This is a genomic window from Psychroserpens sp. AS72 (assembly GCF_038900375.1).
In the GTDB taxonomy this organism is placed as follows: domain Bacteria; phylum Bacteroidota; class Bacteroidia; order Flavobacteriales; family Flavobacteriaceae; genus Psychroserpens.
Genome location: NZ_JBBMRC010000012.1, coordinates 20,272 through 41,237, shown reverse-complemented (window position 1 = coordinate 41,237; position 20,966 = coordinate 20,272). Strand labels below are relative to the sequence as shown.

At 31.7% G+C, this 20,966-nt stretch carries 17 protein-coding genes and 1 tRNA gene; 8 read left to right on the top strand and 10 right to left on the bottom strand.

The features are described from left to right. The first annotated feature begins 36 nt into the window (after positions 1 to 36). Positions 37 to 1,056 (top strand): glutamine synthetase beta-grasp domain-containing protein, encoded by a 1,020-nt coding sequence (locus WNY78_RS16680; RefSeq protein ID WP_342874355.1) that lies wholly within the window; start codon positions 37 to 39, stop codon positions 1,054 to 1,056. 114 nt (positions 1,057 to 1,170) lie between these two features. Here the strand turns inward: WNY78_RS16680 and WNY78_RS16675 are convergent, their stop codons facing one another. Continuing rightward, positions 1,171 to 2,112, bottom strand: coding sequence for a calcium/sodium antiporter (locus tag WNY78_RS16675; protein ID WP_342874354.1), 942 nt, complete (start codon positions 2,110 to 2,112; stop codon positions 1,171 to 1,173). Between the two features lie 226 nt (positions 2,113 to 2,338). Between WNY78_RS16675 and WNY78_RS16670 the strand changes: the two genes are divergently transcribed. Next, entirely contained in the window at positions 2,339 to 2,698 is a 360-nt protein-coding gene (locus WNY78_RS16670; RefSeq protein WP_342874353.1) for a BlaI/MecI/CopY family transcriptional regulator, read from the top strand. A gap of 2 nt (positions 2,699 to 2,700) precedes the next feature. After that, positions 2,701 to 4,968, top strand: coding sequence for a M56 family metallopeptidase (locus WNY78_RS16665; RefSeq protein WP_342874352.1), 2,268 nt, complete (start codon positions 2,701 to 2,703; stop codon positions 4,966 to 4,968). A gap of 85 nt (positions 4,969 to 5,053) precedes the next feature. On the opposite strand, the gene WNY78_RS16660 is transcribed toward WNY78_RS16665, so the two are convergent. Next, the gene (locus tag WNY78_RS16660) at positions 5,054 to 7,060 is read right to left on the bottom strand and encodes an endonuclease (protein WP_342874351.1); all 2,007 of its coding nucleotides are present in this window, start codon (positions 7,058 to 7,060) and stop codon (positions 5,054 to 5,056) included. A gap of 611 nt (positions 7,061 to 7,671) precedes the next feature. Between WNY78_RS16660 and WNY78_RS16655 the strand changes: the two genes are divergently transcribed. From WNY78_RS16655 to WNY78_RS16635, 5 genes are all read left to right on the top strand, one after another. Beyond that, positions 7,672 to 7,824, top strand: a complete 153-nt coding sequence (locus tag WNY78_RS16655) for an SsrA-binding protein (RefSeq protein ID WP_321227533.1) — start codon at positions 7,672 to 7,674, stop codon at positions 7,822 to 7,824. Positions 7,825 to 7,933: 109 nt separating this feature from the next. Next, positions 7,934 to 8,007: transfer RNA gene (locus tag WNY78_RS16650), tRNA-Arg, on the top strand. Between the two features lie 230 nt (positions 8,008 to 8,237). Next, on the top strand, positions 8,238 to 8,798 hold the full coding sequence (locus WNY78_RS16645) for a YeeE/YedE thiosulfate transporter family protein (protein ID WP_342874350.1): 561 nt from the start codon (positions 8,238 to 8,240) through the stop codon (positions 8,796 to 8,798). Position 8,799: 1 nt separating this feature from the next. Further along, positions 8,800 to 9,207: a DUF6691 family protein gene (locus WNY78_RS16640; protein WP_342874349.1), complete on the top strand. Its 408-nt coding sequence runs from the start codon at positions 8,800 to 8,802 to the stop codon at positions 9,205 to 9,207. Positions 9,208 to 9,317: 110 nt separating this feature from the next. Next, positions 9,318 to 10,724 (top strand): MBL fold metallo-hydrolase, encoded by a 1,407-nt coding sequence (locus WNY78_RS16635; RefSeq protein WP_342874348.1) that lies wholly within the window; start codon positions 9,318 to 9,320, stop codon positions 10,722 to 10,724. A 9-nt stretch (positions 10,725 to 10,733) separates the two neighbouring features. Here WNY78_RS16635 and WNY78_RS16630 read toward each other — a convergent pair whose 3' ends face one another. From WNY78_RS16630 to WNY78_RS16595, 8 genes are all read right to left on the bottom strand, one after another. Further along, positions 10,734 to 11,009 carry an ATP-dependent Clp protease adaptor ClpS gene (locus WNY78_RS16630; protein ID WP_342874347.1) on the bottom strand — a complete coding sequence of 92 codons (276 nt, stop codon included), beginning with the start codon at positions 11,007 to 11,009 and terminating at the stop codon, positions 10,734 to 10,736. 184 nt (positions 11,010 to 11,193) lie between these two features. Then, positions 11,194 to 12,228 (bottom strand): M57 family metalloprotease, encoded by a 1,035-nt coding sequence (locus WNY78_RS16625; RefSeq protein WP_342874346.1) that lies wholly within the window; start codon positions 12,226 to 12,228, stop codon positions 11,194 to 11,196. Positions 12,229 to 12,461: 233 nt separating this feature from the next. Beyond that, positions 12,462 to 13,298 carry a 50S ribosomal protein L11 methyltransferase gene (gene prmA, locus WNY78_RS16620; RefSeq protein WP_342874345.1) on the bottom strand — a complete coding sequence of 279 codons (837 nt, stop codon included), beginning with the start codon at positions 13,296 to 13,298 and terminating at the stop codon, positions 12,462 to 12,464. 41 nt (positions 13,299 to 13,339) lie between these two features. After that, positions 13,340 to 14,917: a T9SS type A sorting domain-containing protein gene (locus WNY78_RS16615; RefSeq protein WP_342874344.1), complete on the bottom strand. Its 1,578-nt coding sequence runs from the start codon at positions 14,915 to 14,917 to the stop codon at positions 13,340 to 13,342. Positions 14,918 to 15,008: 91 nt separating this feature from the next. After that, positions 15,009 to 16,136, bottom strand: a complete 1,128-nt coding sequence (locus tag WNY78_RS16610) for an AraC family transcriptional regulator (RefSeq protein WP_342874343.1) — start codon at positions 16,134 to 16,136, stop codon at positions 15,009 to 15,011. A gap of 46 nt (positions 16,137 to 16,182) precedes the next feature. Beyond that, positions 16,183 to 16,815 carry a response regulator transcription factor gene (locus tag WNY78_RS16605; RefSeq protein WP_342874342.1) on the bottom strand — a complete coding sequence of 211 codons (633 nt, stop codon included), beginning with the start codon at positions 16,813 to 16,815 and terminating at the stop codon, positions 16,183 to 16,185. After that, complete coding sequence (locus WNY78_RS16600) at positions 16,808 to 18,763, bottom strand: tetratricopeptide repeat protein (RefSeq protein ID WP_342874341.1); 1,956 nt, start codon at positions 18,761 to 18,763, stop codon at positions 16,808 to 16,810. The genes WNY78_RS16605 and WNY78_RS16600 overlap by 8 nt, the downstream gene beginning before the upstream one ends. A gap of 33 nt (positions 18,764 to 18,796) precedes the next feature. Beyond that, positions 18,797 to 20,950 (bottom strand): T9SS type A sorting domain-containing protein, encoded by a 2,154-nt coding sequence (locus tag WNY78_RS16595; protein WP_342874340.1) that lies wholly within the window; start codon positions 20,948 to 20,950, stop codon positions 18,797 to 18,799. Positions 20,951 to 20,966: the final 16 nt, after the last annotated feature.

Below are 20,966 nucleotides of genomic sequence, written 5' to 3'. Positions count from 1 at the left end.
AATATTTGTACTTTAAAATTTAAAAAAATACACAGCATGAGCAAATCAAAGTTAGAGTATATCTGGTTAGATGGTTACAAACCAACTCAAAACATGAGAAGTAAAACTAAAGTTGAAAATGACTTTAGTGGAAAATTAGAAGATTGTCCAATTTGGTCTTTTGATGGTTCTTCAACAAGACAAGCCTCTGGTGGATCTTCTGATTGCTTATTGAAGCCAGTTGCTATTTATCCAGATCCTGCAAGAAAAAACGGTTACTTAGTAATGACAGAAGTTTTAAATGCAGATGGTACGCCTCACGTATCTAACGGTAGAGCAACTATTGATGATGATGATAACGATTTCTGGTTTGGTTTTGAGCAAGAATACTTTATAATGGATACAAAAACACAATTACCTTTGGGTTTCCCTATTGGTGGTTATCCTGCTCCACAAGGAATGTATTACTGTTCTGTTGGTGGATTACATACACATGGTAGAGATTTAGTTGAAGAACATGCAGACCTTTGTATTGCTGCTGGTTTAAACTTTGAAGGTATTAACCAAGAGGTTGCTTCTGGACAATGGGAATATCAATTATTTGCAAAAGGTGCTAAAATTGCTGGAGACGAAATTTGGGTGTCTAGATACTTATTAGATCGTTTAACAGAGCAATATGGTTACTATATTGAATATCATCCAAAGCCATTAGGAAAAGATATGGACTGGAATGGTTCTGGGATGCACGCTAATTTCTCTAACACTGTTTTAAGAACATGTGGCTCTAAAGAAACTTATGAGAAAATATGTGAAGCGTTTAGACCAGTTGTAAAAGAACACATCGCTGTTTATGGTGAGTTTAATGATCAACGTTTAACAGGTGAGCACGAAACAGCATCTATTCATGACTTTAGTTATGGAGTTTCAGATAGAGGCGCTTCTATTCGTATTCCAATTATTACTGTTGAGAAAGGTTGGAAAGGATGGTTAGAAGATCGTCGTCCAGCATCAAATGGTGATCCATATAAAATTGCAGGTCGTATTATTAAAACTGTAAAATCTGCTAATATTAGCTAGATTACTACATATAATTTTGTTCATAAAAGCACCTTCTTATTCATTTAAGTGGGTGTTTTTTTTATTCGGAAATATTAAAACTAGCACATTTCCGTAGGAAAAATAAAATGTCAATTAAGATTTGAAAGCAAGAAAAATGAATGCTCCATAAGCAACTACCAAAAGCAATCCTTTGTATCTTGAGATGTTAAATTTCTTCGGAATAAGTATCAAAGGAATAAGCACAGCTGCAAAAGCCAACATCCAAAAGATATCCTTATCTAAAATGGCAGCATCTGTTACTGGTATTGTTTTGATCATTGATGTTAATCCAAGAACAGAAGCAATATTAAAAATATTTGAGCCTATTAAATTACCAAGTGATAACGCCTTCTCCTTTTTAACTGCTGCAATTACAGATGCTGCTAATTCTGGCACACTGGTACCTATAGCAATAACTGTTGCTGCAATTACCGCATCACTTACACCTAACTTTACAGCTAATTCTTTTGCACCATCTACCAACCAAACCGATCCAAAATAAAGCGCTAATGCACCTATTAGTAACCACATTATAATTTTAAAATTTGATACGACAGCCAGACTTTCATCAACGTCTTCAACTTCAACATCCTTTTTTGCAGACCTAATTAAAACCACTAAAAAGACAATTAGACCAAGAAATAAAATACCACCTTCAATGGCTGTTAACTGATTGTCATTCCATAGAAAATAATAGAGCGCTAACGAAAACAGCATCATCACTGGCCAATTTAAACTATAAAACGATTTATCTACAGCAATAGAACTTACCAATGCAGTAATCCCTAAAACCAAACCAATATTAGCAATGTTAGAACCAATTACATTATTAATTGCTATGGCTGGAGAACCTGTGAGCGCAGCATTTAAACTTACCAATAACTCAGGAGCAGATGTAGCAAAACTCACTACAGTCATACCAATGACCATTTTAGAGATATTTAATTTAAAAGATAAAGCTACAGATGAACGTACTAAAAACTCACCTCCTACTACCAATAATAACAAACCTAAAATGATCCAAACTAAACTCATAAGTTTTAAATTATTTGCGCTTTTATGTTAAAGCATAATTATTTTAATCCTGCGAAGATACTATAAATTAGATTTTATTAATCAATAAAATTCACGTCTGTAAAAAATCTGAAAACTTAATTTTTAGTTAAATAACTAGACAAGCAGTTGTATAACTATAAAAATAGTTATAGGTTTGTATTGTCAAATGGTTTCCCATTTTCATAGGAACGAAAATATATTTTCGATGCAAAAACTCACAAATAAAGAAGAAGAAATTATGCACATTTTATGGAAGCTAGAAAAAGCTTTTGTTAAAGATGTACTTGCAGAAATCCAGGAAGACAAACCACATTACAATACCCTTTCTACCATCATAAGAAATTTAGAAGAAAAAGGCTTTGTTAGTTACAATGCCTATGGTAAAACACATCAATACTTCCCTATTGTAGATAAAGAAGCATATAAAGAGCGATTTATGAACACAGCAATTGAAAACTATTTCAACAACTCTTACAAAAACGTTGTTTCTTTCTTCGCAAAAGAAGAAAAAATTAGTGTTGATGAGTTAAAAGAAATTATTGCTTTAATCGAACAAAAAAAATAATTATGGACTATATTTTAAAAGCTTCTGCTGTTCTCTTTATATTTTATGTTTGCTATCAATTATTATTACAAAAAGAGACATTTTTTCAAGCCAATCGCTGGTTTTTGCTAACAGGTTTGGTTGTTGCCTGCATTATTCCGTTGGTTGTTATTCCGGTTTATATAGAGTACACTGTTACAAATACCAACAACTTTGTTATCAATTATGACAGCCTTGCTCCTTCTCAAATTATTGCAGAAGAGCCATTTGATTACACACAACTAATTATCTGGATTTATCTTGCAGGAATTTTATTTTTCTTCGGAAAGTTGATTGTTGATTTTCTTTCGCTTCGGAAAGTGTTAAACTCAAGTATAAGCAAACCGTTAGGCTATTATAAACTATTAGAAACGAACAGAAATATCACACCTTTTTCATTTTTTAATCGCATTGTTTACAACCCGAAACAATTTAAAAAAGAAGAACTCCAACATATTATCAATCACGAAAAAGTGCACACACAACAATGGCATTCTATAGATACAATTATGTCGCAATTGGCTTGTATTTTATTTTGGTTTAATCCAATTGTATGGTTGTATAAAAATGCATTACAGCAAAATTTAGAATTTATAGCAGATCAAAAAGCACAGCATGTTTCGCTTTGCGAGAAAAGTTATCAAACCGTATTATTAAAAACAAGCGTTAAAAATCATCAATTAGCAATCACTAATAATTTTTACACATCATTAATCAAAAAACGAATCGTTATGTTACACAAATCAAAATCGAGTAAAATGAATCAATTAAAAATGGTCTTCGTAATTCCGCTTTTAGCCTTCTTCATGATGAGTTTTAATACTAAAGACGTCTATATTGAAATTCCATTAGAAGAAACTCCAACAATGGAAGTTTATCAAACCGAAGATATTGAGCAAATATTCACTAAAGATATGAGTGATGATGACTTAGTTCTAATCAAAAAGAAATTAGAAAATCAAGGCGTGACCTTTAACTATTCTGGAGTAAAACGTGATAAAAAAGGAGACATTACAGCCATTAAAACCGAATTTGAGTATAATGGAAATAGTGGTACATACAACGTTAACTCAGACAAAGCTATGGAACCATTTATCTTTAGAAGTAATGATGGTACATTTGGTGTTGGCACTTTCACAGACAAAAATCCTAAAATATATACCACACATAACGGTCAAACCAAAATTCAATCAACTGGGAATTCACACCAATACGTTATTGAAGATTTAGAAAATGACACCATTATCATAAAGAAAAATAGTAATCGTTTAATAAAAGATAGAGATACCATTTTTATCAACAAAAATTCTAAAAAACAATCTTGGATAAGTAAAGATGGTAAAAAAACAAACATCAATGCTTCGGAAAATGGTAATACTTTTATTTTCACTTCAACATCTGACGAACCGTTATTTGTAGTTAATGGCAAAGTCGTTGAAAAATCATTATTTGAAGATGTAGATTCAGATAAAATAGAATCTGTTAATGTTCTTAAAGGTGATGTAGCAATTGAAAGATTTGGAAAACGTGGTAAAAACGGAGTTGTTTTATTAAGAACAAAAGGGTCTCCTCTATGGGTAGTTAGAGACACTAAAGTAGAAACTTATGAAATTAAAGAACTCAACGACTCAATTACTACTCATAACTTTAGTGAGAGAGGTCGCATTAACAATGATAATATCACCTATGAGTTTAATTCAACCAATAAAGATAATCCTCTTTATATCGTAAACGGAAAAGAATTTTCTCCAAAAGATTTCAAAAATCTTAATGTTAATAGTTTTGAATCCATGCATATTTTAAAAGACGATAACGCTATTGAACTTTATGGTGAAAAGGGTAAGAATGGTGTTATTATTATTAAAACCAAAACATATGCTTTCGTAAATGGAAGTGATAAAGCTGTTGTAGTAGAAGTTGAAGATAATAATCCTTGGAAAATAAAAACAGCAGTAAGCACTGTTTTTTATGACCAAAGTGACATATCAACTATTGAGTTTATAATTTCAAAAAACTCAACAGATGCTTTTTTAGAAAAACAAAAAAGAGAGTTATTAAAACATGGAATCGAAGCAAAGTTCTCAAAAGTAAAACGTAACAAAGCTGGAGAAATCACAAGTATTAAAATTTCTTTAGATGACAATGATGGTAGAAAGTCTAGTGCATCATGGAAAGAAAAGGATCAAGCAATACCAGATATTGTAATGGGAAAATCTAAATCTGCACTTTTTGTGAGAGCGATAGGTAATTAATTCTTCGGAAATTTTCTATAAAAACAAACCCTTCAGAATATTAAAAATCTGAAGGGTTTACTTTTTTAAACAATCTTAAAGCTATTTAATTAACCACAAGCTTCTTTACGGTTTGCTTGTCTTCCGAAGAAATAGTTAACAAATACATTCCGCTTGGGAGATTTAAATCTATTGTTGTTTCTGCGTTATAATTGAAGGATTTAAGCAATTTACCTTCTATAGAAAACACTTGTAAATCTGCTTGAGCATTGAGTCCTTTAATTGTAATCGTATTTGTTGTTGGGTTTGGATATACTTTTATTTGGTTTTCATCAAAGTCTGTAACACTCAGTTCTTGATCCCATATTTGACCAACATTCGTTCCCCAAATATACTCTACTAAATCTGGTTGATCAATAAACGGATTTCTATTAAATTGCCAAGTGTAAACCACATTATTTCGATTCATTTCAAAATCATCTGGTGGATCATTTCTATGCCAATCCAATAAAGTTGCTAAATCTCCTAGTTCTCCAGGACCATTTTCTGGATACCCATTAATTACTGATAACCCATTATATCTAATTTCCATATACAAAACGCTTCTTGCGACATCGCCATAAAAACTTCCTGCAGTTCCTGCTGGACCTTCATAACCTCCTAGTACAGGATCTCCATAATGTTTATTATTACGTGTACTGTTTTCTATGGCATCTGCAGATCGTAGCGCATGAGCATCAGAATTACCATGACGCAATGAATCTGCTTTTGTTGTCCAGAAAACATCTCTACCATCTGCAATTTCATCTTCTTCTATATCAAAAAAGCCTCCTCTAGATCTTGGGTAGGTGTGTTCTCTGTTCCATTTCTCAAAATTATCTGAACTTGATTGTACATCTAATTTTGAACGCCCAATTTCTTTATATACTAACCAAACCTGATTACTATGTAATGGGTTTTCATCTGCTTCCACCAAAATATCTAACACATCTGCATAGGTTTGAGCTCTTACGATTGTAGGATCTGCTATTATGTCTTGTAAGGCTTGACGTAAATCATCATCTGCTAAGCCATCAAGTGAATTGTAATAGCTATTAGGTTGTGTACTTGTTACATTTCCGAAGGTAGGATTCAAAGGTGTACCAAAACCTGCCATTGTAAAATCGTTATCTACAATACGAATTCTCAAGTTATTATTGAGTGCTAGATATTCTGGTGGTAAGCTTTCAAAACGAATTCTTGTCACCTCATCACCTTCATCCTCTGCATCATCAACCAATGTAATCGTCGTAGTTGCCGTTGATTGATTTAATGGGATTGTGATAGAGGTGTTTCCGATAAAATCTGCAGTGTTGAATCCGAAATTATCGAGTAATATATTAAAGTTGAGTTCTTCTGTAACAGGAGTTTCTGAGGTAAAAGTGATATCAAACGCATCAAACTCGTTGTACTGTTCTTGTGCAATGGTCATGGTAATTCCATTGAGCACAATTCCGCTTCCATCATTTAAAGCTCTTGGAGTTGGTGTTGTTGAGGTATAGGTCACAATGCCTTCAGTATCTACAAAACGTTGAATAGAATTTAAGTTATTTCCTGGTCCTTCATTAATCTGTTCAATATCTGCAAATCGAGGATCTTGATTAAAAATCGCAATCATATCATCATCATCTGCATCTGAGGTGTCATATAGTAACACATCTACTAAATTATCAATCGTAGCGACAGTTTCTTCTGGAAAATCAAAATAACTTCCTTGATATATTGCGACAGCATCTGCCCCATTTTGAATGACATTATCTGCAATTATGTATTGAGGCACAGGACTTACTCCATTACTACCAATGAGAAATAAACCATTAATATCTGTTGTAAAACCATCAAGATCAACGGTAAAATAACTCGAGTTATTACCAGACGTAGAACCATTAAAGAAAACCACAACATAACCATCCAAAGGAAAATTTGGTGTTTCAGATAGGATTTCTAAAAATTCATGTCTATCAATATTGTTACCTTCAAAGGTTGTATCACAATCTAATTCATTGATAACAATTTGTCCAAAAGAAAACTGGGTTACATATAGAGATAATACAAGGAGTAATATTTTTTTCATAGTGCGTGTTTTACACAAATGTAATCAACTCTAAATTCTATTTGTAATTATAGCTTTAAGAAGTTATTAACTTTAACACAAAGAAGCTGATTTCTCTCCCAAAAAGACAGTTTAAAATTTTAAAAACTAAGAACACTAAATGATGAAACTATCAATATTTGACGAATTTATGATAAAAACGCCCTTGGTTTAAATAAAAAGGGCAAAAAACACCCTTGAAATATTACAAACACAAACCATAATATATATTTTTAATTACAATTAATAACTTATACGAAACAAGTCACATGATTATCGAAACACAAATCATCTTTTTAATTATAATATTATATTCAATTTCACAGATTTTATTATAAACGTTTGGAGAATGCCTTTCTAAGTATATATATTGAAAACTCAATCAAATACATAATCAATTATTAACCCTTAAAACCTAGAAATTATGATAACACTTACTAAACTAATTATCGATATTCTTTTTTCGATAAGCTAAATCCAAAACATGACTGTAAAACTTAGTCTAGAATAAGTTTTACTTCATTTTTAAAAGTTCTATCTATTTAATAATCTTTAATTTTGCACTTAGTTAGTGATTTACTAATCTTAGGTGTATGAAACAGAATTTTTTTAAGGCATTAGCCAAACTCAACAAAATACTCTTACCAAGTTTTTCTAAACAACAGTTAGACCTCAGTAAAGCCACAAAATTTCAACTAGCCATTATTGGTTGGAGGGTTTATGTGACGTCTCGTGCTTTGGGATAAACACGTATAATTTCTTCATATTTTATACTTTCTATAACAAGTTGAATTTTTTCAACATTTTTCCTTTGTGTTTCTTTTAAAAAGAAATATATTTGCACCCACAAAAATCGGCCTCGTGGCGCAACTGAATAGCGCACTTGATTACGGCTCAAGAGGTTACTGGTTTGAATCCAGTCGAGGTCACGAAAAAATAGTTAAATTAGAAAAAACGCCAAGTTTACTTGAGCGTTTTTTTTATTTGACTATTTTCAAAATAGAGCTTTGTTTGGTCAAACGGAATAAACCTTGTTAACTCAAGGCTCATTTAAAGATATCTAATTTAATAAAATACAAATTCACTTTAATATACAAACAGTGTTCATTAATTCAAAAATCTAAATTCATATTTTTGAACCCAATTTAAAACCCTAATTATGCAATCTATTCTAGATCCATGGCCTTGGTATATATCTGGTCCATTAATCGCCATTATTATGTTTACCCTTATTTACTTCGGAAAAACATTTGGCATGTCCTCAAACCTTAGAACACTTTGTACGATTGGAGGTGCAGGAAAAAGAGTGAAATTCTTTGATTTTGACTGGAGAACACAACGTTGGAATCTAACTGTAGTTGCTGGAGCCTTTATTGGAGGTTTTATAGCACATTTCTATCTATCTACTCCTACCAACATGGATTTAAATCCTGAAACCGTTAAAACACTTAGCACACTAGGTTTTCAAGATGCAGGAAAATCATTACTACCTACAGAATTATATAGTTGGGATGCTGTTTTTAGTTTTAAAGGATTAGCCATTTTAATAATTGGTGGATTTCTTGTTGGCTTTGGAACACGATATGCTGGAGGATGTACATCTGGACACGCCATCACTGGATTAAGCAGTTTGCAACTACCATCACTTATTGCTGTTATTGGTTTCTTTTTAGGAGGCCTTATTATGATTCATTTACTATTCCCTCTAATTTTTGGTTAATATGAAATATTTAAAATTTTTGTTCGTGGGAATTATCTTCGGAATCGTACTCGTAAAATCTGAAGCTGTCTCATGGTATCGTATCTATGAAATGTTCAAATTTGAATCCTTCCATATGTATGGTATTATTGGTACTGCTGTCATTACCGGAATTATTTTACTCTTAATTAGTAAAAAATATAAAAATATAAATGGCGGACTCATGACAGTCCCTAAAAAAGACAAAGGGTTTACACGTTATATTATTGGTGGAACCATTTTTGGATTAGGTTGGGCTTTATCTGGAGCATGTCCAGGACCTATGTACGTTTTAATAGGTACAGGAGCATTTTCTGTAATTATTGTAATTTTAGCTGCACTTTTAGGAACCTATGTGTATGGTGTATTAAAAGATAAATTACCACATTAATTGACGCTTTTATTTGAACGACTGTATAAAAACGAATACTTCGTATCTTTAACACTCAAAATGCTTTTAACATAAATACCTCCTTAGTTTGGAGAAATAAACATTTCACTATGAAAATAGAACAATTATATACAAGCTGTTTAGCACAAGGTGCATATTATATAGAATCTAATGGTGAAGTAGCAATCATTGATCCGCTACGTGAAACACAATCATATATTGATAAAGCAGCTAAGGATAATGCTAAAATCAAGTATATTTTTGAAACACATTTTCATGCAGATTTTGTATCAGGACATGTTGATTTAGCTAAAAAAACTGGCGCAACAATCATTTATGGTCCAGGTGCGGAAACTTCTTATGAGATTCATTCAGCAAAAGACAATGAAGAATTCAAAATAGGAAGTATAACTATTAAAGCATTACACACACCTGGTCACACTTTAGAATCTACAACCTATTTATTAATTGATGAAAACGGTAAAAATCATGCCATTTTTTCTGGTGATACTTTATTTTTAGGTGATGTTGGGCGACCAGATTTGGCTATAAAATCTGATTTAACAAAAGAAGACTTAGCAGGAATGCTATTTGATTCTCTTCGGAATAAAATTATGCCTCTTGCAGACGATGTTATCGTTTATCCAGCTCATGGTGCTGGTTCTGCCTGCGGAAAAAACCTAAGTAAAGAAACCGTAGGAACAATTGGCAATCAAAAGAAAACTAATTACGCTTTAAGATCAGATATGACCAAAGCAGAATTTGTAAAAGAAGTATTGGATGGTATTGCTCCACCTCCTCAATATTTTGCCAAAAACGCCATGCTTAATAAAACAGGATATGACTCTTTTGATACCGTTTTAAAAACTGGAAACATTGCTTTATCTCCTGAAGATTTTGAAGCTATGGCAAATCACGAAGAGGCTTTAGTACTTGACGTAAGAACTCAAAGTGATTTTATTAAAAGCCATATTCCGAATTCTATATTTATTGGTTTAAATGGTGGATTTGCACCTTGGGTTGGCGCTTTAATTAAAGACATCAAGCAACCAATACTCTTAGTAGTTCCAGAAGGCAAAAGTCAAGAAGCAGTGACACGTTTGTCTCGTGTTGGTTATGACAATACTTTAGGATATTTAGAAGGTGGTGTTAAGGCTTGGATTTCCGCAGGAAAAGACATTGATACCTTAGAATCGATATCTGCAGATGAATTTGCAAACCGAGTTAAAAATGGAGACATTAACATCTTAGACGTAAGAAATAATGGTGAATACACTAGTTCTCACTTAGAAGACGCTCAACATTTTGCATTAGATTTAATTAATGAGCAAATGAATGACGTTACTAAAGATAAAACGTATCATATTCATTGTGCAGGTGGTTATAGAAGTGTGATTGCAGCTTCCATTTTAAAAGCTAGAGGATTCCATAATCTTGTAGATATTGCTGGTGGTTTTGGAGCTATTAAAAACACAGATTTACCAACGACAGATTTTGTTTGTCCGTCAACACTTTAACCATAAATTTTAAATAATCTCAGCACTCAATCCTGCTTCTAAAAGCATTGAGCATCGAGGTTCTAACTCTTTATATTCGCCAGTTTTAACTGTACATTGTCCTTTATAGTGCACTATAATTGAACATTGTTCTGCCTGTTCTGGTGTGTGGTCGCATGCATAGATTAAGGTATCTATAACATGATCAAATGTATTAACATCATCATTATATACAACAATCTCATTTAGAGGTTGCTCTAATGTATCAACTAGATGTTCTTCTTTTGCTTTTTCTTTGGTACTCATTATTTGGTGCATAGCAATGTATTTAATGAGGTTGGTCTTTAATAATTGTAAATTTAAAAAAATCTCTTCAATAAAAAAAGACTTCTGCTCATAGAACAAAAGTCTTTCAAAATTATTGTAATACTTCTATTAATACTTCATATTTAATGCATTATTAGCAGTTTTGTATAAAAAAATAACATATCTAGTTGCATGGTCCTATCAAAGTCCAACCACTATTTGTGCGCTCATAAAGGTTACCAAAATAAGTAACACGTTGACCAACACTATAACTTGTTCCACTTTGCCATTCAGAAACACCATCACAAATACTACCTGAACTAGCTGGATACATAGAATTCAAAGCAGTAATATCATTGCTATTAAAATTACCGCTTACACTTGTAGAAAAACAAGCTTGCATTACTGAGCTTAAATCTCTTCCTGTTGGAGTTCCAGATATATGTACTGCTCCATCAGCTCCTGTACCTTCATTACCTTGGCTAGATGCAGGGCAACTTAAACGATCAAACCAGTCTGAATGTCTAAATCCTATAGAGTGACCAATCTCATGAGTAATTACATGTTCATTTACATTAGTTGAGAATTGCTCTATACCATAAATCTGAACAAACTTATTTGGCTGTCCACTTGAGTTTGGAAAACCGGCAACTCCTCCATTACCTGAATTATTGATAGAGTTATCATACACCACCATATCTGCTGCTTCATAATTAGTACCAAACGACAAATTAAAGTCTAGTGTCATATTACTAATGTTATTATAATTAGCAACTGCCCTAGTTAAAGCAGTTTGTGCTTTACTTGATAATGCTTGGCTGCCTCCTGTGTAACCCAAGATATTAATAGATTGATTGTTACCAGTTACCAAATTAAACGTTCTATATTGACGATCTAATCCTGAACCAATACCTATTAACGCGTTTAGCTCGTCTCTAGTAAAAGTGATGTCACTACCAATATAAATTCGTTCTTCTATAGTTCCATCTGGTAAGTGAAAATCTCCTATAGAAACTAATCCTACATCAATATCTAAGGTATATATTGCATTTAATAAATCAGTATCATTGACTAAGGTTCTATTTTCTATGTTGTTCATATTGATAATGATATCCTCATTCAAATTAGAAACATCATCTGTCACACTTTCTTTTTGACAAGATTGAATACAAAACATTAGGCATAGACCAGCTAAGGTCAAAAATTTAAAATTTTTCATTTTTGAGTAAATTAAGTTAATATTTAATAAGCGAGTAAGTAGGGGAAGCCTAAATTAAAATAGAATATTTTCTTACAATTATTTCAATTTAAACCATGATAATTATCATTTCAAAGATATACATTATAAAAACAAAAAAATTACGGGAAAATCGTAATTTTAGTAATGTTTTAATTTTTTATGTTAAAATATTGAGTAATTCGTCGGATAAATAAATTTTTATTGAACTATTCTTATTTTTTAAATTTTAAAGCTACCCAGTTATTTCGTTCTAAAGTATCTACGAGAACTAAATTATGTTTTTCACATTCTGCTTTAATCACTGGAATATCATCACTATAAAAACCGCTTAAGAATAGCATTCCATTTTTATTTAATGTATCGATATAGGTTTCCATATCATTAAGTAGAATATTTCTATTTATGTTGGCAATAACAATATCATAGTGTTTACCAGGCAATAAACTCGCATCACCTTCTAATACTGTAATGTGCTTGCAATTATTTCTTTCAACATTTTCTAAACTATTGAGGTAACACCAATTGTCATAATCGATAGCATCTAAAGGTTTTGCGCCTTTCATTTCAGCAAGAATTGCTAAAACTCCTGTACCACAACCCATATCTAAAACCGATTTACCTTCAAAATCAGTCTTCAAAATATGTTGAATCATCATATGCGTCGTTTCGTGATGACCTGTACCAAAACTCATTTTTGGTTCTATAATAATATCAAACTCAGTATCTGGTTTGTCATGAAATGGTGCACGAACTGAGCATTTATCATCAACAATTATTGGATTAAAATTCTTCTCCCATTCTTGATTCCAGTTGGTCTGCTCTATTTCTTCCGAAGAAAAAGAAATTTCAAATTCATCTGATTTTAGTATCTGGATATCATCAAGTATAGTGTCGTACCACTCCTCTTTTTGAATGTAGGCTGTGACACCTTCTTCGGTCTCTACGAAACTTTCAAATCCTGCGTAGCCTAATTCGGCAATTAAGATTTCTACTGCTGGCTGAAGAGGTTTTGCTTTAAAATAGTAACCTAAGTATATTGTATTTGACATGCTTCTTGTTTAGGTTACAAAGTTACATGTAAAAAATGAAATTAATGTTTAACAATTTTTAATACTGACGTGTTTTCATTGTTTACTTTAACCTCAACCAAATATATTCCTTTGGACAAATTAAACTCTAATTCAATTATTCTTGAATTGGTATAATTCTTAGAAAGGATGTTTTGCCCAAGTACATTATGAATTTTAATCTGGGTTGTTTCATGAAAACTTCCTAAATCAATTGTAAGACTATTGATTACTGGGTTTGGATAAGCTTTAATAGTATTTTCTAAATCATTCTCAATAACACTTAGTGTGTAAGGCTCATTCGCATCAAATATAAAAGCTGCTCCTGCACCTACTAATTCATTTTCTTCGTTTTCATCATAACCATCTTCATAAGCTCCAACTATAGCAAAATCACCACTTATTGCTACAGTATACCCAAAATATTCACTTGTTTGGTTAAAAGCATCATAGATAAAAGCTGTTTCATTCCATACACCATCTTGGTTTTCAAAAATATAGGCTGCACCATTATCTCCTGGACTTCCTATATCGTTTAAATGACTACCAATAATAATATAATTATCATCCATATCTACATCTCTGCCAAAATGGTCGTCAGCAGCACCATTTGTCGCAGTAAGTTTTTGCGAGTGATTCCAAGTACCATTAGTCTGCTTTTCAAAAACATAAGCAGCACCAGCAGCATTTCCTTTTTCATCCTCATAATCTGCACCAACAACTAAATAATTTCCATCAATAGTAACAGTTCTTCCAAAAGTGTCGCCTGCTTCTCTATCAGAATTTACTATTTTCTGTATTTCATTCCAGATACCACTTCCATCTCGTTCAAAAATATATGCAGAACCAGCACTAGACAGAAAGTTAGAACCATTATCATCTTCGTCATCTCCAACAGAACCTACAACAATGTAATTACCGTCTACTGCAAGTCCCGTTTGCCCAAAATAATCAAATGCAGTTCTATCTGAAGCCACAATTTTTTGGACTTCACTCCAAGTACCACTTCCATCACGTTCAAATACATAGACAGCTCCAGCATCATCTTGAAAATTATTACCTGATGCATCATAATCATGCCTAACTGGGCTTACAATAGCGTAATTGCCATTTAAATCTACTGCGTAACCAAATTGATTAATATACTCTCTGTCTGAAGCCACTATTTTCTGAACAAAATTCCAATTATTATTCGTGTCTTTTTCATAGATGTAAGCTGCACCAGCTGCTTGAATATAGCTACTATTGGCTGCATTATAACTTTGTCCTATGGCGCCAACTATAAGATAATTTCCATGAATTGCCACAGAATAACCAAACTGATCATTTTGACGCTTATCTGGAGCTGTTAAATTTTGATGTTCTATCCAATTACCATTAACATCTTTCTTATAGACATAGGCAGATCCCATATTACTTGTGGTGACATCATCCCAGTGTGCACCTATAACAGCATAATCTCCACTCATTGTCACTGCATATCCAAAGTAATCTGCTTGTTCTCTATCGGCTGGTACAATTTTTTGTATTTGTCCCCAACCTTGGGCGTTTAAAATAATTGAAAATAATAATAAAACACTTGAAAGTAAAACTCGCCTCATAACTCCATAATTAACTGATTAATAAAGAAGTAAAACTAACCACGAAACAATATAGAGACGTGCTATTTTATGTGATTATGAAAAAATAAGACTAATTAATATGTTTTTGTTTGAATTGTGAAGGTGTTTCTCCTGTGATTTTTTTAAAAGAAGAGTTAAATGCAGATTTAGAATTAAATCCAGCTTCTAGACCTATAGCAACTAAGGTATATTTTGAAAAATCTTCGTCTTTCAAATAGCTTTTTGCTTCTTCGACACGCAAGGCATTGATATAATCTTTAAAACTGATACCTAATTCTGTATTTATAATTTTTGACAAATGACCTTGACTTAGCTCTAATGCTTCAGCAGTTTTATCTAGTGTTAATGAAGAATCTAAAAACCGTTTTTCATCTTCTAGAAACTGTTTTAAACGTTCAATAATAATGTGTTTTGTTTTGCTTTCTTGTTTAACAGAACTCTCTGTTTTTCTGTTTTTACGGATGCTTTTTCGTTCTTGAACAATTCCATATTTATAAACACCAATGTGTCCTAACCAATAAATAATTAATGTTAGTAAAATCCAAACAGGATAATAAGATATATCTTCAAATAATTGCATATCTGTTACAACCAAAGTAACATTCAATATGGTCAATATCAAAAATAGAAACAACGTTATTTTTAACCAATTTAATTCTAACCTAATATAATTTTGTAGAAATTCTGTGTGTAAGTTTTTATAGTTTTTAATCTTAAAAAACAGAACAATTAATATACAAATACTAAACAATCCAGTTACTAACTCTGCATAATATGCTGAGTAATACCTTAAACTGCCAGTTAAATAATCTATGTCTTTGGATGTGGACTCAACTCTTATAAGAACTTTATAAAGTAGACTAACTAAAAAATGAAGTCCAAAAAGAGACCAAAGCCATTTTGCTTTTCTATTGATCTTCTTCTCTGGAAACAGAAAACTTACAACATAGAAATATAATAGAACAGGTGTGAGCTCAACCCAAGGAAAGTAATAATTTCTATAAAATTCATCATAGTTTATCAAACCAATATCTACAAGATAATATTGTAGATTATTTAATGAATAGGTAACTATTATGGTTACTAAAAAATACACGCTTATATGCCTATACTTTTTAGACAACAATACAATTGCTCCAAATATAAGACCTTGGATAACTCCAGCTAAAATGACGCTATTGTATATATTGAAATTCAAATACTTCTATTTAGAGAAGCAAAAGGTAAGAATTTTTGAAATGTGATTATAATAACTGTTTCTCAAGAGCAATTTTAATTATTCCAACACTGTTTTTCGCACCCAGTTTACTCATGATGTTCATGCGATGAGCTTCAACAGTTTTCGGACTAATAAATAATTTTTCTGAAATCTCTTGAGTTGTTAACTCTTCAGATATTGCTTGTAACACTTCCATTTCACGACGTGTTAATTTAGGTTGTAGCGCACTGTATTCTTTTCTACCAAGAGATTGATTTAATATTTTTTTCTCAATATCTTTTTGCAAATACCTTTCCCCTTTTGAAACCGTTTCTATGGCTTGAAGTAATTCTTCTTTATGAGCATTTTTAAGTAAATAGCCAAACGCACCATTATCTAGAATACGTTTTACAAACGACACATCTTCATGGTTTGTTAAGGCAATAACACGAATATTTGGAAACGATTTTGTTATGGTTTTAGTGAGTACAATACCATTAATATCTGGCAGATTTATATCTAAGAATAAAATATCAGGTTGTGCTATTTCAAAAGCTTGCAAAGTGTCTTTCCCAGTCTCGTGAATTGAGATAACACTAATGTGTTTTTCATCTTTTAAAAGTGATTCTATCCCTTTTAAAACTACATAATGATCGTCTGTTATTGAAATCTTAATCATGATTATATTTAGATAAATCGATGAGAACATTTATAGATGTACCACTTTCCGAAGATACAAAATCAATTTCTCCATTTAAGAATGCAACTCTACTTTTTATGTTCGAAATCCCAATACCATTGGAGTTCATATCAGTTGTATCAAAACCAATACCATCATCATCAACCGCTAATTGAAGCGTGTTATTTCTAAAACTTAATTGTACATTAATCTCAGATGATTTAGCATGTTTTATACTATTTGTGACTAATTCTTGTGTAATTCTGAAAATATTAACTTCCATCAATTTTGATATATTTAGGTCGTCACCCAGATAATGAAACCTTATTTGTGGCTTGTGTATATTATTCATATGGATACAATAATCTGAAATTGCAGATTCCAAATCAAAGTTTTCAAGAGCAGGTGGCACTAAATTATGAGAAATCGCTCTCACCTGTTCACAAGATTTATCTATCATTACAACTGCCTCTTTAATCGTTTTATTATTTAATTCTAATAGCGTATTGAGTTTGTGCTTAATAGCAGAAAGATCGCCATTAACACCATCGTGCAACTCTTTTGCAATTCTAAGTCGTTCCTTCTCTTCTCCTTCTATCAAAGATTCTAAAGAATGTATTTGTGCTTTATTTTTAATCACCAATAATTCTTGATCTTTCCGCTTTTGACGTTGCTTATAAACAAGCCAAGTCGCTATAGAAATTAGTAGTAATATAAAAGCGAGACTTAAAGCGTAATTAAACTGCATATTCTTTTTTTGAAGTTCATTTTTTTGAGTTTCTAACTGTAATTTCTGTTTACTGATTTCACTGTCTTTTTTCTTTGCTTCAAACTGCTTTTGTAGCAAGTTTATGGTTTTTACGTTTTCAGAGTTAAATAATGAATCCTTTATTATTGTATATTTTTCATGAAAATTATACGCTTTTTTATAATTTCCTGTAAGGCTATATGTTTCTGATAACCCTAGATAAGCATCTTTTAAATAAGGTGATTCTTTAAACTCTTGCGCTAGTTCTAAAGAGGTTTGAAACGCTTTTATAGCACCATTATAATCGGATTTTTTTTGATAATATTTACCAAGATCTCTTTGAATAGGAATTAATTCTCTTTGGTAATTTTTAGCTTCAAAAAGCTGTTTTGCTTCATTGAGATAATTATATGCTAAATCTAATTCTGAATTTAAATAGACGTTACCTAAAGTAGATAAAACAAGTGCTATTTGATAGTCTTCATTAGAGGTTTTAGCAACAGCTAATGCTTTATCTAAATGGGATATACCAGCAAGCGTATCTTTTTTAAGAATATACATTTTACCAATATTTTTATGAGCATTACCAATATCTCGAAGTGCTTTTTTAGTTTCAAAAATTGTTAAAGCACCAGAGAAATTAGCAATGGCTTCGTCTGGTTTTTCCATTTCTCCATAAATATTTCCAATACTATTAAGTGTTGACGCAATAGCTAGAGAATCTTTTTTATTCTGAAAAATATTGAGAATGGTCGTGTACGTCTTTAAACTATTTTCATAATCACCTAAGCGTCGATGTATAACGCCAACTTGAAAAAGTGAATACGCAATTAATGTCGAATCGTTTTTGAAATAAGCAATATTTCTATCTAAATGGTCTAGCGCTTTTTCATAATTGCCTTCTATACGTTCTAATAATCCAAATTGAAAGTGTGATTTTGCTTCAGAATCTTTAAACCCAGATACTTTAGCATAATGTAATGCGCTATCTGCATAAACTCGAGTTAACTCCAAATCATTTAAACGTTGTAAAGCGTAGAATGAAGCATTATAAAATTTCTGAGCTCTCAAACTATCAGATAATTTTACGACTTCAACACGTATACTATCTTGAAATTTTATTGACGCATTATCCTGAAACGCGAATAACACATTAGAAATCAAAATGATAAATACAAAAACACAACTACGATATTTCATTTAATAAATTATAATTTAAAGATACAAAATGAATTACTGTTTAATAATTTGCTGTATTAGCTTTCTATTATTGATTTCAATAATTACAATATAAATAGAACTTGTTAAGTCTGAAATATCAATAGCATTGGTATTATTTTGAGATGTGATGCGTTTTACTAATCTTCCATTTAAATCAAAAATCGAAAGTGTAGCAAAATTTGATTGTTCAGAATAATCAATCTTTAAAATATCTTTTACTGGATTTGGATACAATTTTACACCATCAAAAGTTTGTCCTTCTATACTCAATACTTCTGGTTTTGCTGAAATATTAAAACTCACTATACCTGTTTGAGAGGATAACTTTCCGACTTTTAAGAAGTAGTCATTTCCGCCTATTAAATTCGTAAAAAACCCATCATTATTTAAACATTGAATCTCTGTAGTTCCGCAGGAATCATATAAAGCATAATACCCATTTACAGATGCTGTTAAATGATCAATTTCAACATCATTATCGTTTGGCATTGTAAAACGATACCAAACATCTTGAATTGTAAAAGTTTCATTAGATGGCTCACATGTTGAAACTTCGCTATTGGTTGCTGCAGCATTATTAGTTGAATACGTCGCATAATCTACAGTTGGAACAGTTATATTTTGAGGTGTAGCACAATCATCATTAAATAGATTCTCAAACGCTTGAATATTAAGATTACTTAAATTAGCAGTGTTTGGTAATTGAGAAACCCTAAGCTTATAGCTGTTGTTTAATCCTAAATTAAAATAAATACCATTACCATTTATACAATCTAATTCATTACCAGAGCATGCGTCGTATAACGTCGTTCTAAAATTAAAACCAACACCAGAAATTTGAATATTCCCTGTTACAGGCATTACAAAATCATACCAAAGATCCAAGTTATTGTCGTCAATAGTATCGCAAGACGAATCTAGCGTTTCTGTTGCTCTACGAGTATCTACTTGATATGAGAGTGAATTATCAGTTACAATTGTAATCGTTTCGCTAGTTTCACATTCATCATTTACTGCTATAGGAAATGCTTGAAATCTTGGTGATTTATTAGCCAGACTTGTAGATGATATTCTTAAAAGATAATTAGTATTTTCAATTAAACCCGAAACAAATTGCAATCCTGATTGGCATGATAACTCTGTACCATCACAAGCATCGTAAACTGTTACACTGTCTGTACCTGTAAGTTGTTCGATTTTTAGGTTACCAGTTACAGGCATTACAAAATCAAACCATAGATCATAATTATTATTACTTGCATCTTCACACGATGCATCTAAACTTTCTGTAGCTGTTCTTAAATCTGCTGTATATGTATTTGTATTAGCTGTTTCAACGAGTATCGTTTCCGAAGCATCACATTCATCATTTGGAGCATACTCAAAAGCTTGAATTCTAAAATTAATTGGTCCAACATTAGATTCTCTATCTGCTATTCTAAAAACATAAGTTGTTCCAGCTATCAAGTTTGTAAAAAAACCTCTATCGTTTACACAACCTAATTCTACTCCTCCACAGGTATCAAAAAACGAATAGGTTTGATGTTGAAATTGTTGCGCTTCTTTTATTTCAATATGTCCATTGACAGGCATTACAAACTCATACCAAAGATCTAAATTGTCATTTTCAGGATTATCACAGGAAGCATCTATACTTTCAGTAGCAGTTCTAGAATCTGTTGAATACTGTATATAATTTGAAGTTACTACAGTAATAGTCTCTCTATTATCACATTCATCATTTGCTGCTGTCTCAAAAGCTTGAACTGTAAATGATGACGAACCATTAAATTGGTATGAGGTTCTTAAAAGATAAGTATTTCCATTTACTAGATTACCAAAAGACGTATCATCATTACTACAATCTAGTTCTGCTCCTCCGCAGGTACTATAAAGTGTAAAATGATTTAAGCTAGATGCAGCGTTGATAAATACATTGCCATCAACAGGCATTACAAATTGATACCATAAGTCTTTATTATCTAAAGTTGCAGTATTACACGATGCATCTAAACTCTCGGTAGCCTCTGTAAAATTAGCAGCAATTGAAAGTGGTGCTCCAGTAGATACTACAATAACCTCTGCGTTTGCACATTCATTATTTGTAGGTATTTGTGCAAATACTGAAGTTGCACATAAAAAAAAGAGTAATTTTAAAGATTTCATAAGCATCGATTTTAAT

Bases quoted from the DNA above. Each gene is read 5' to 3' on its own strand.
- prmA (WP_342874345.1), bottom strand. From the start codon at position 13,298: ATGTCAAATACAATATACTTAGGTTACTATTTTAAAGCAAAACCTCTT.
- WNY78_RS16660 (WP_342874351.1), bottom strand. From the start codon at position 7,060: ATGAAAAAAATATTACTCCTTGTATTATCTCTATATGTAACCCAGTTT.
- WNY78_RS16605 (WP_342874342.1), bottom strand. From the start codon at position 16,815: ATGATTAAGATTTCAATAACAGACGATCATTATGTAGTTTTAAAAGGG.
- WNY78_RS16615 (WP_342874344.1), bottom strand. From the start codon at position 14,917: ATGAGGCGAGTTTTACTTTCAAGTGTTTTATTATTATTTTCAATTATT.
- WNY78_RS16680 (WP_342874355.1), top strand. From the start codon at position 37: ATGAGCAAATCAAAGTTAGAGTATATCTGGTTAGATGGTTACAAACCA.
- WNY78_RS16595 (WP_342874340.1), bottom strand. From the start codon at position 20,950: ATGAAATCTTTAAAATTACTCTTTTTTTTATGTGCAACTTCAGTATTT.
- WNY78_RS16645 (WP_342874350.1), top strand. From the start codon at position 8,238: ATGCAATCTATTCTAGATCCATGGCCTTGGTATATATCTGGTCCATTA.
- WNY78_RS16655 (WP_321227533.1), top strand. From the start codon at position 7,672: ATGAAACAGAATTTTTTTAAGGCATTAGCCAAACTCAACAAAATACTC.
- WNY78_RS16665 (WP_342874352.1), top strand. From the start codon at position 2,701: ATGGACTATATTTTAAAAGCTTCTGCTGTTCTCTTTATATTTTATGTT.
- WNY78_RS16600 (WP_342874341.1), bottom strand. From the start codon at position 18,763: ATGAAATATCGTAGTTGTGTTTTTGTATTTATCATTTTGATTTCTAAT.
- WNY78_RS16675 (WP_342874354.1), bottom strand. From the start codon at position 2,112: ATGAGTTTAGTTTGGATCATTTTAGGTTTGTTATTATTGGTAGTAGGA.
- WNY78_RS16640 (WP_342874349.1), top strand. From the start codon at position 8,800: ATGAAATATTTAAAATTTTTGTTCGTGGGAATTATCTTCGGAATCGTA.
- WNY78_RS16625 (WP_342874346.1), bottom strand. From the start codon at position 12,228: ATGAAAAATTTTAAATTTTTGACCTTAGCTGGTCTATGCCTAATGTTT.
- WNY78_RS16630 (WP_342874347.1), bottom strand. From the start codon at position 11,009: ATGAGTACCAAAGAAAAAGCAAAAGAAGAACATCTAGTTGATACATTA.
- WNY78_RS16670 (WP_342874353.1), top strand. From the start codon at position 2,339: ATGCAAAAACTCACAAATAAAGAAGAAGAAATTATGCACATTTTATGG.
- WNY78_RS16635 (WP_342874348.1), top strand. From the start codon at position 9,318: ATGAAAATAGAACAATTATATACAAGCTGTTTAGCACAAGGTGCATAT.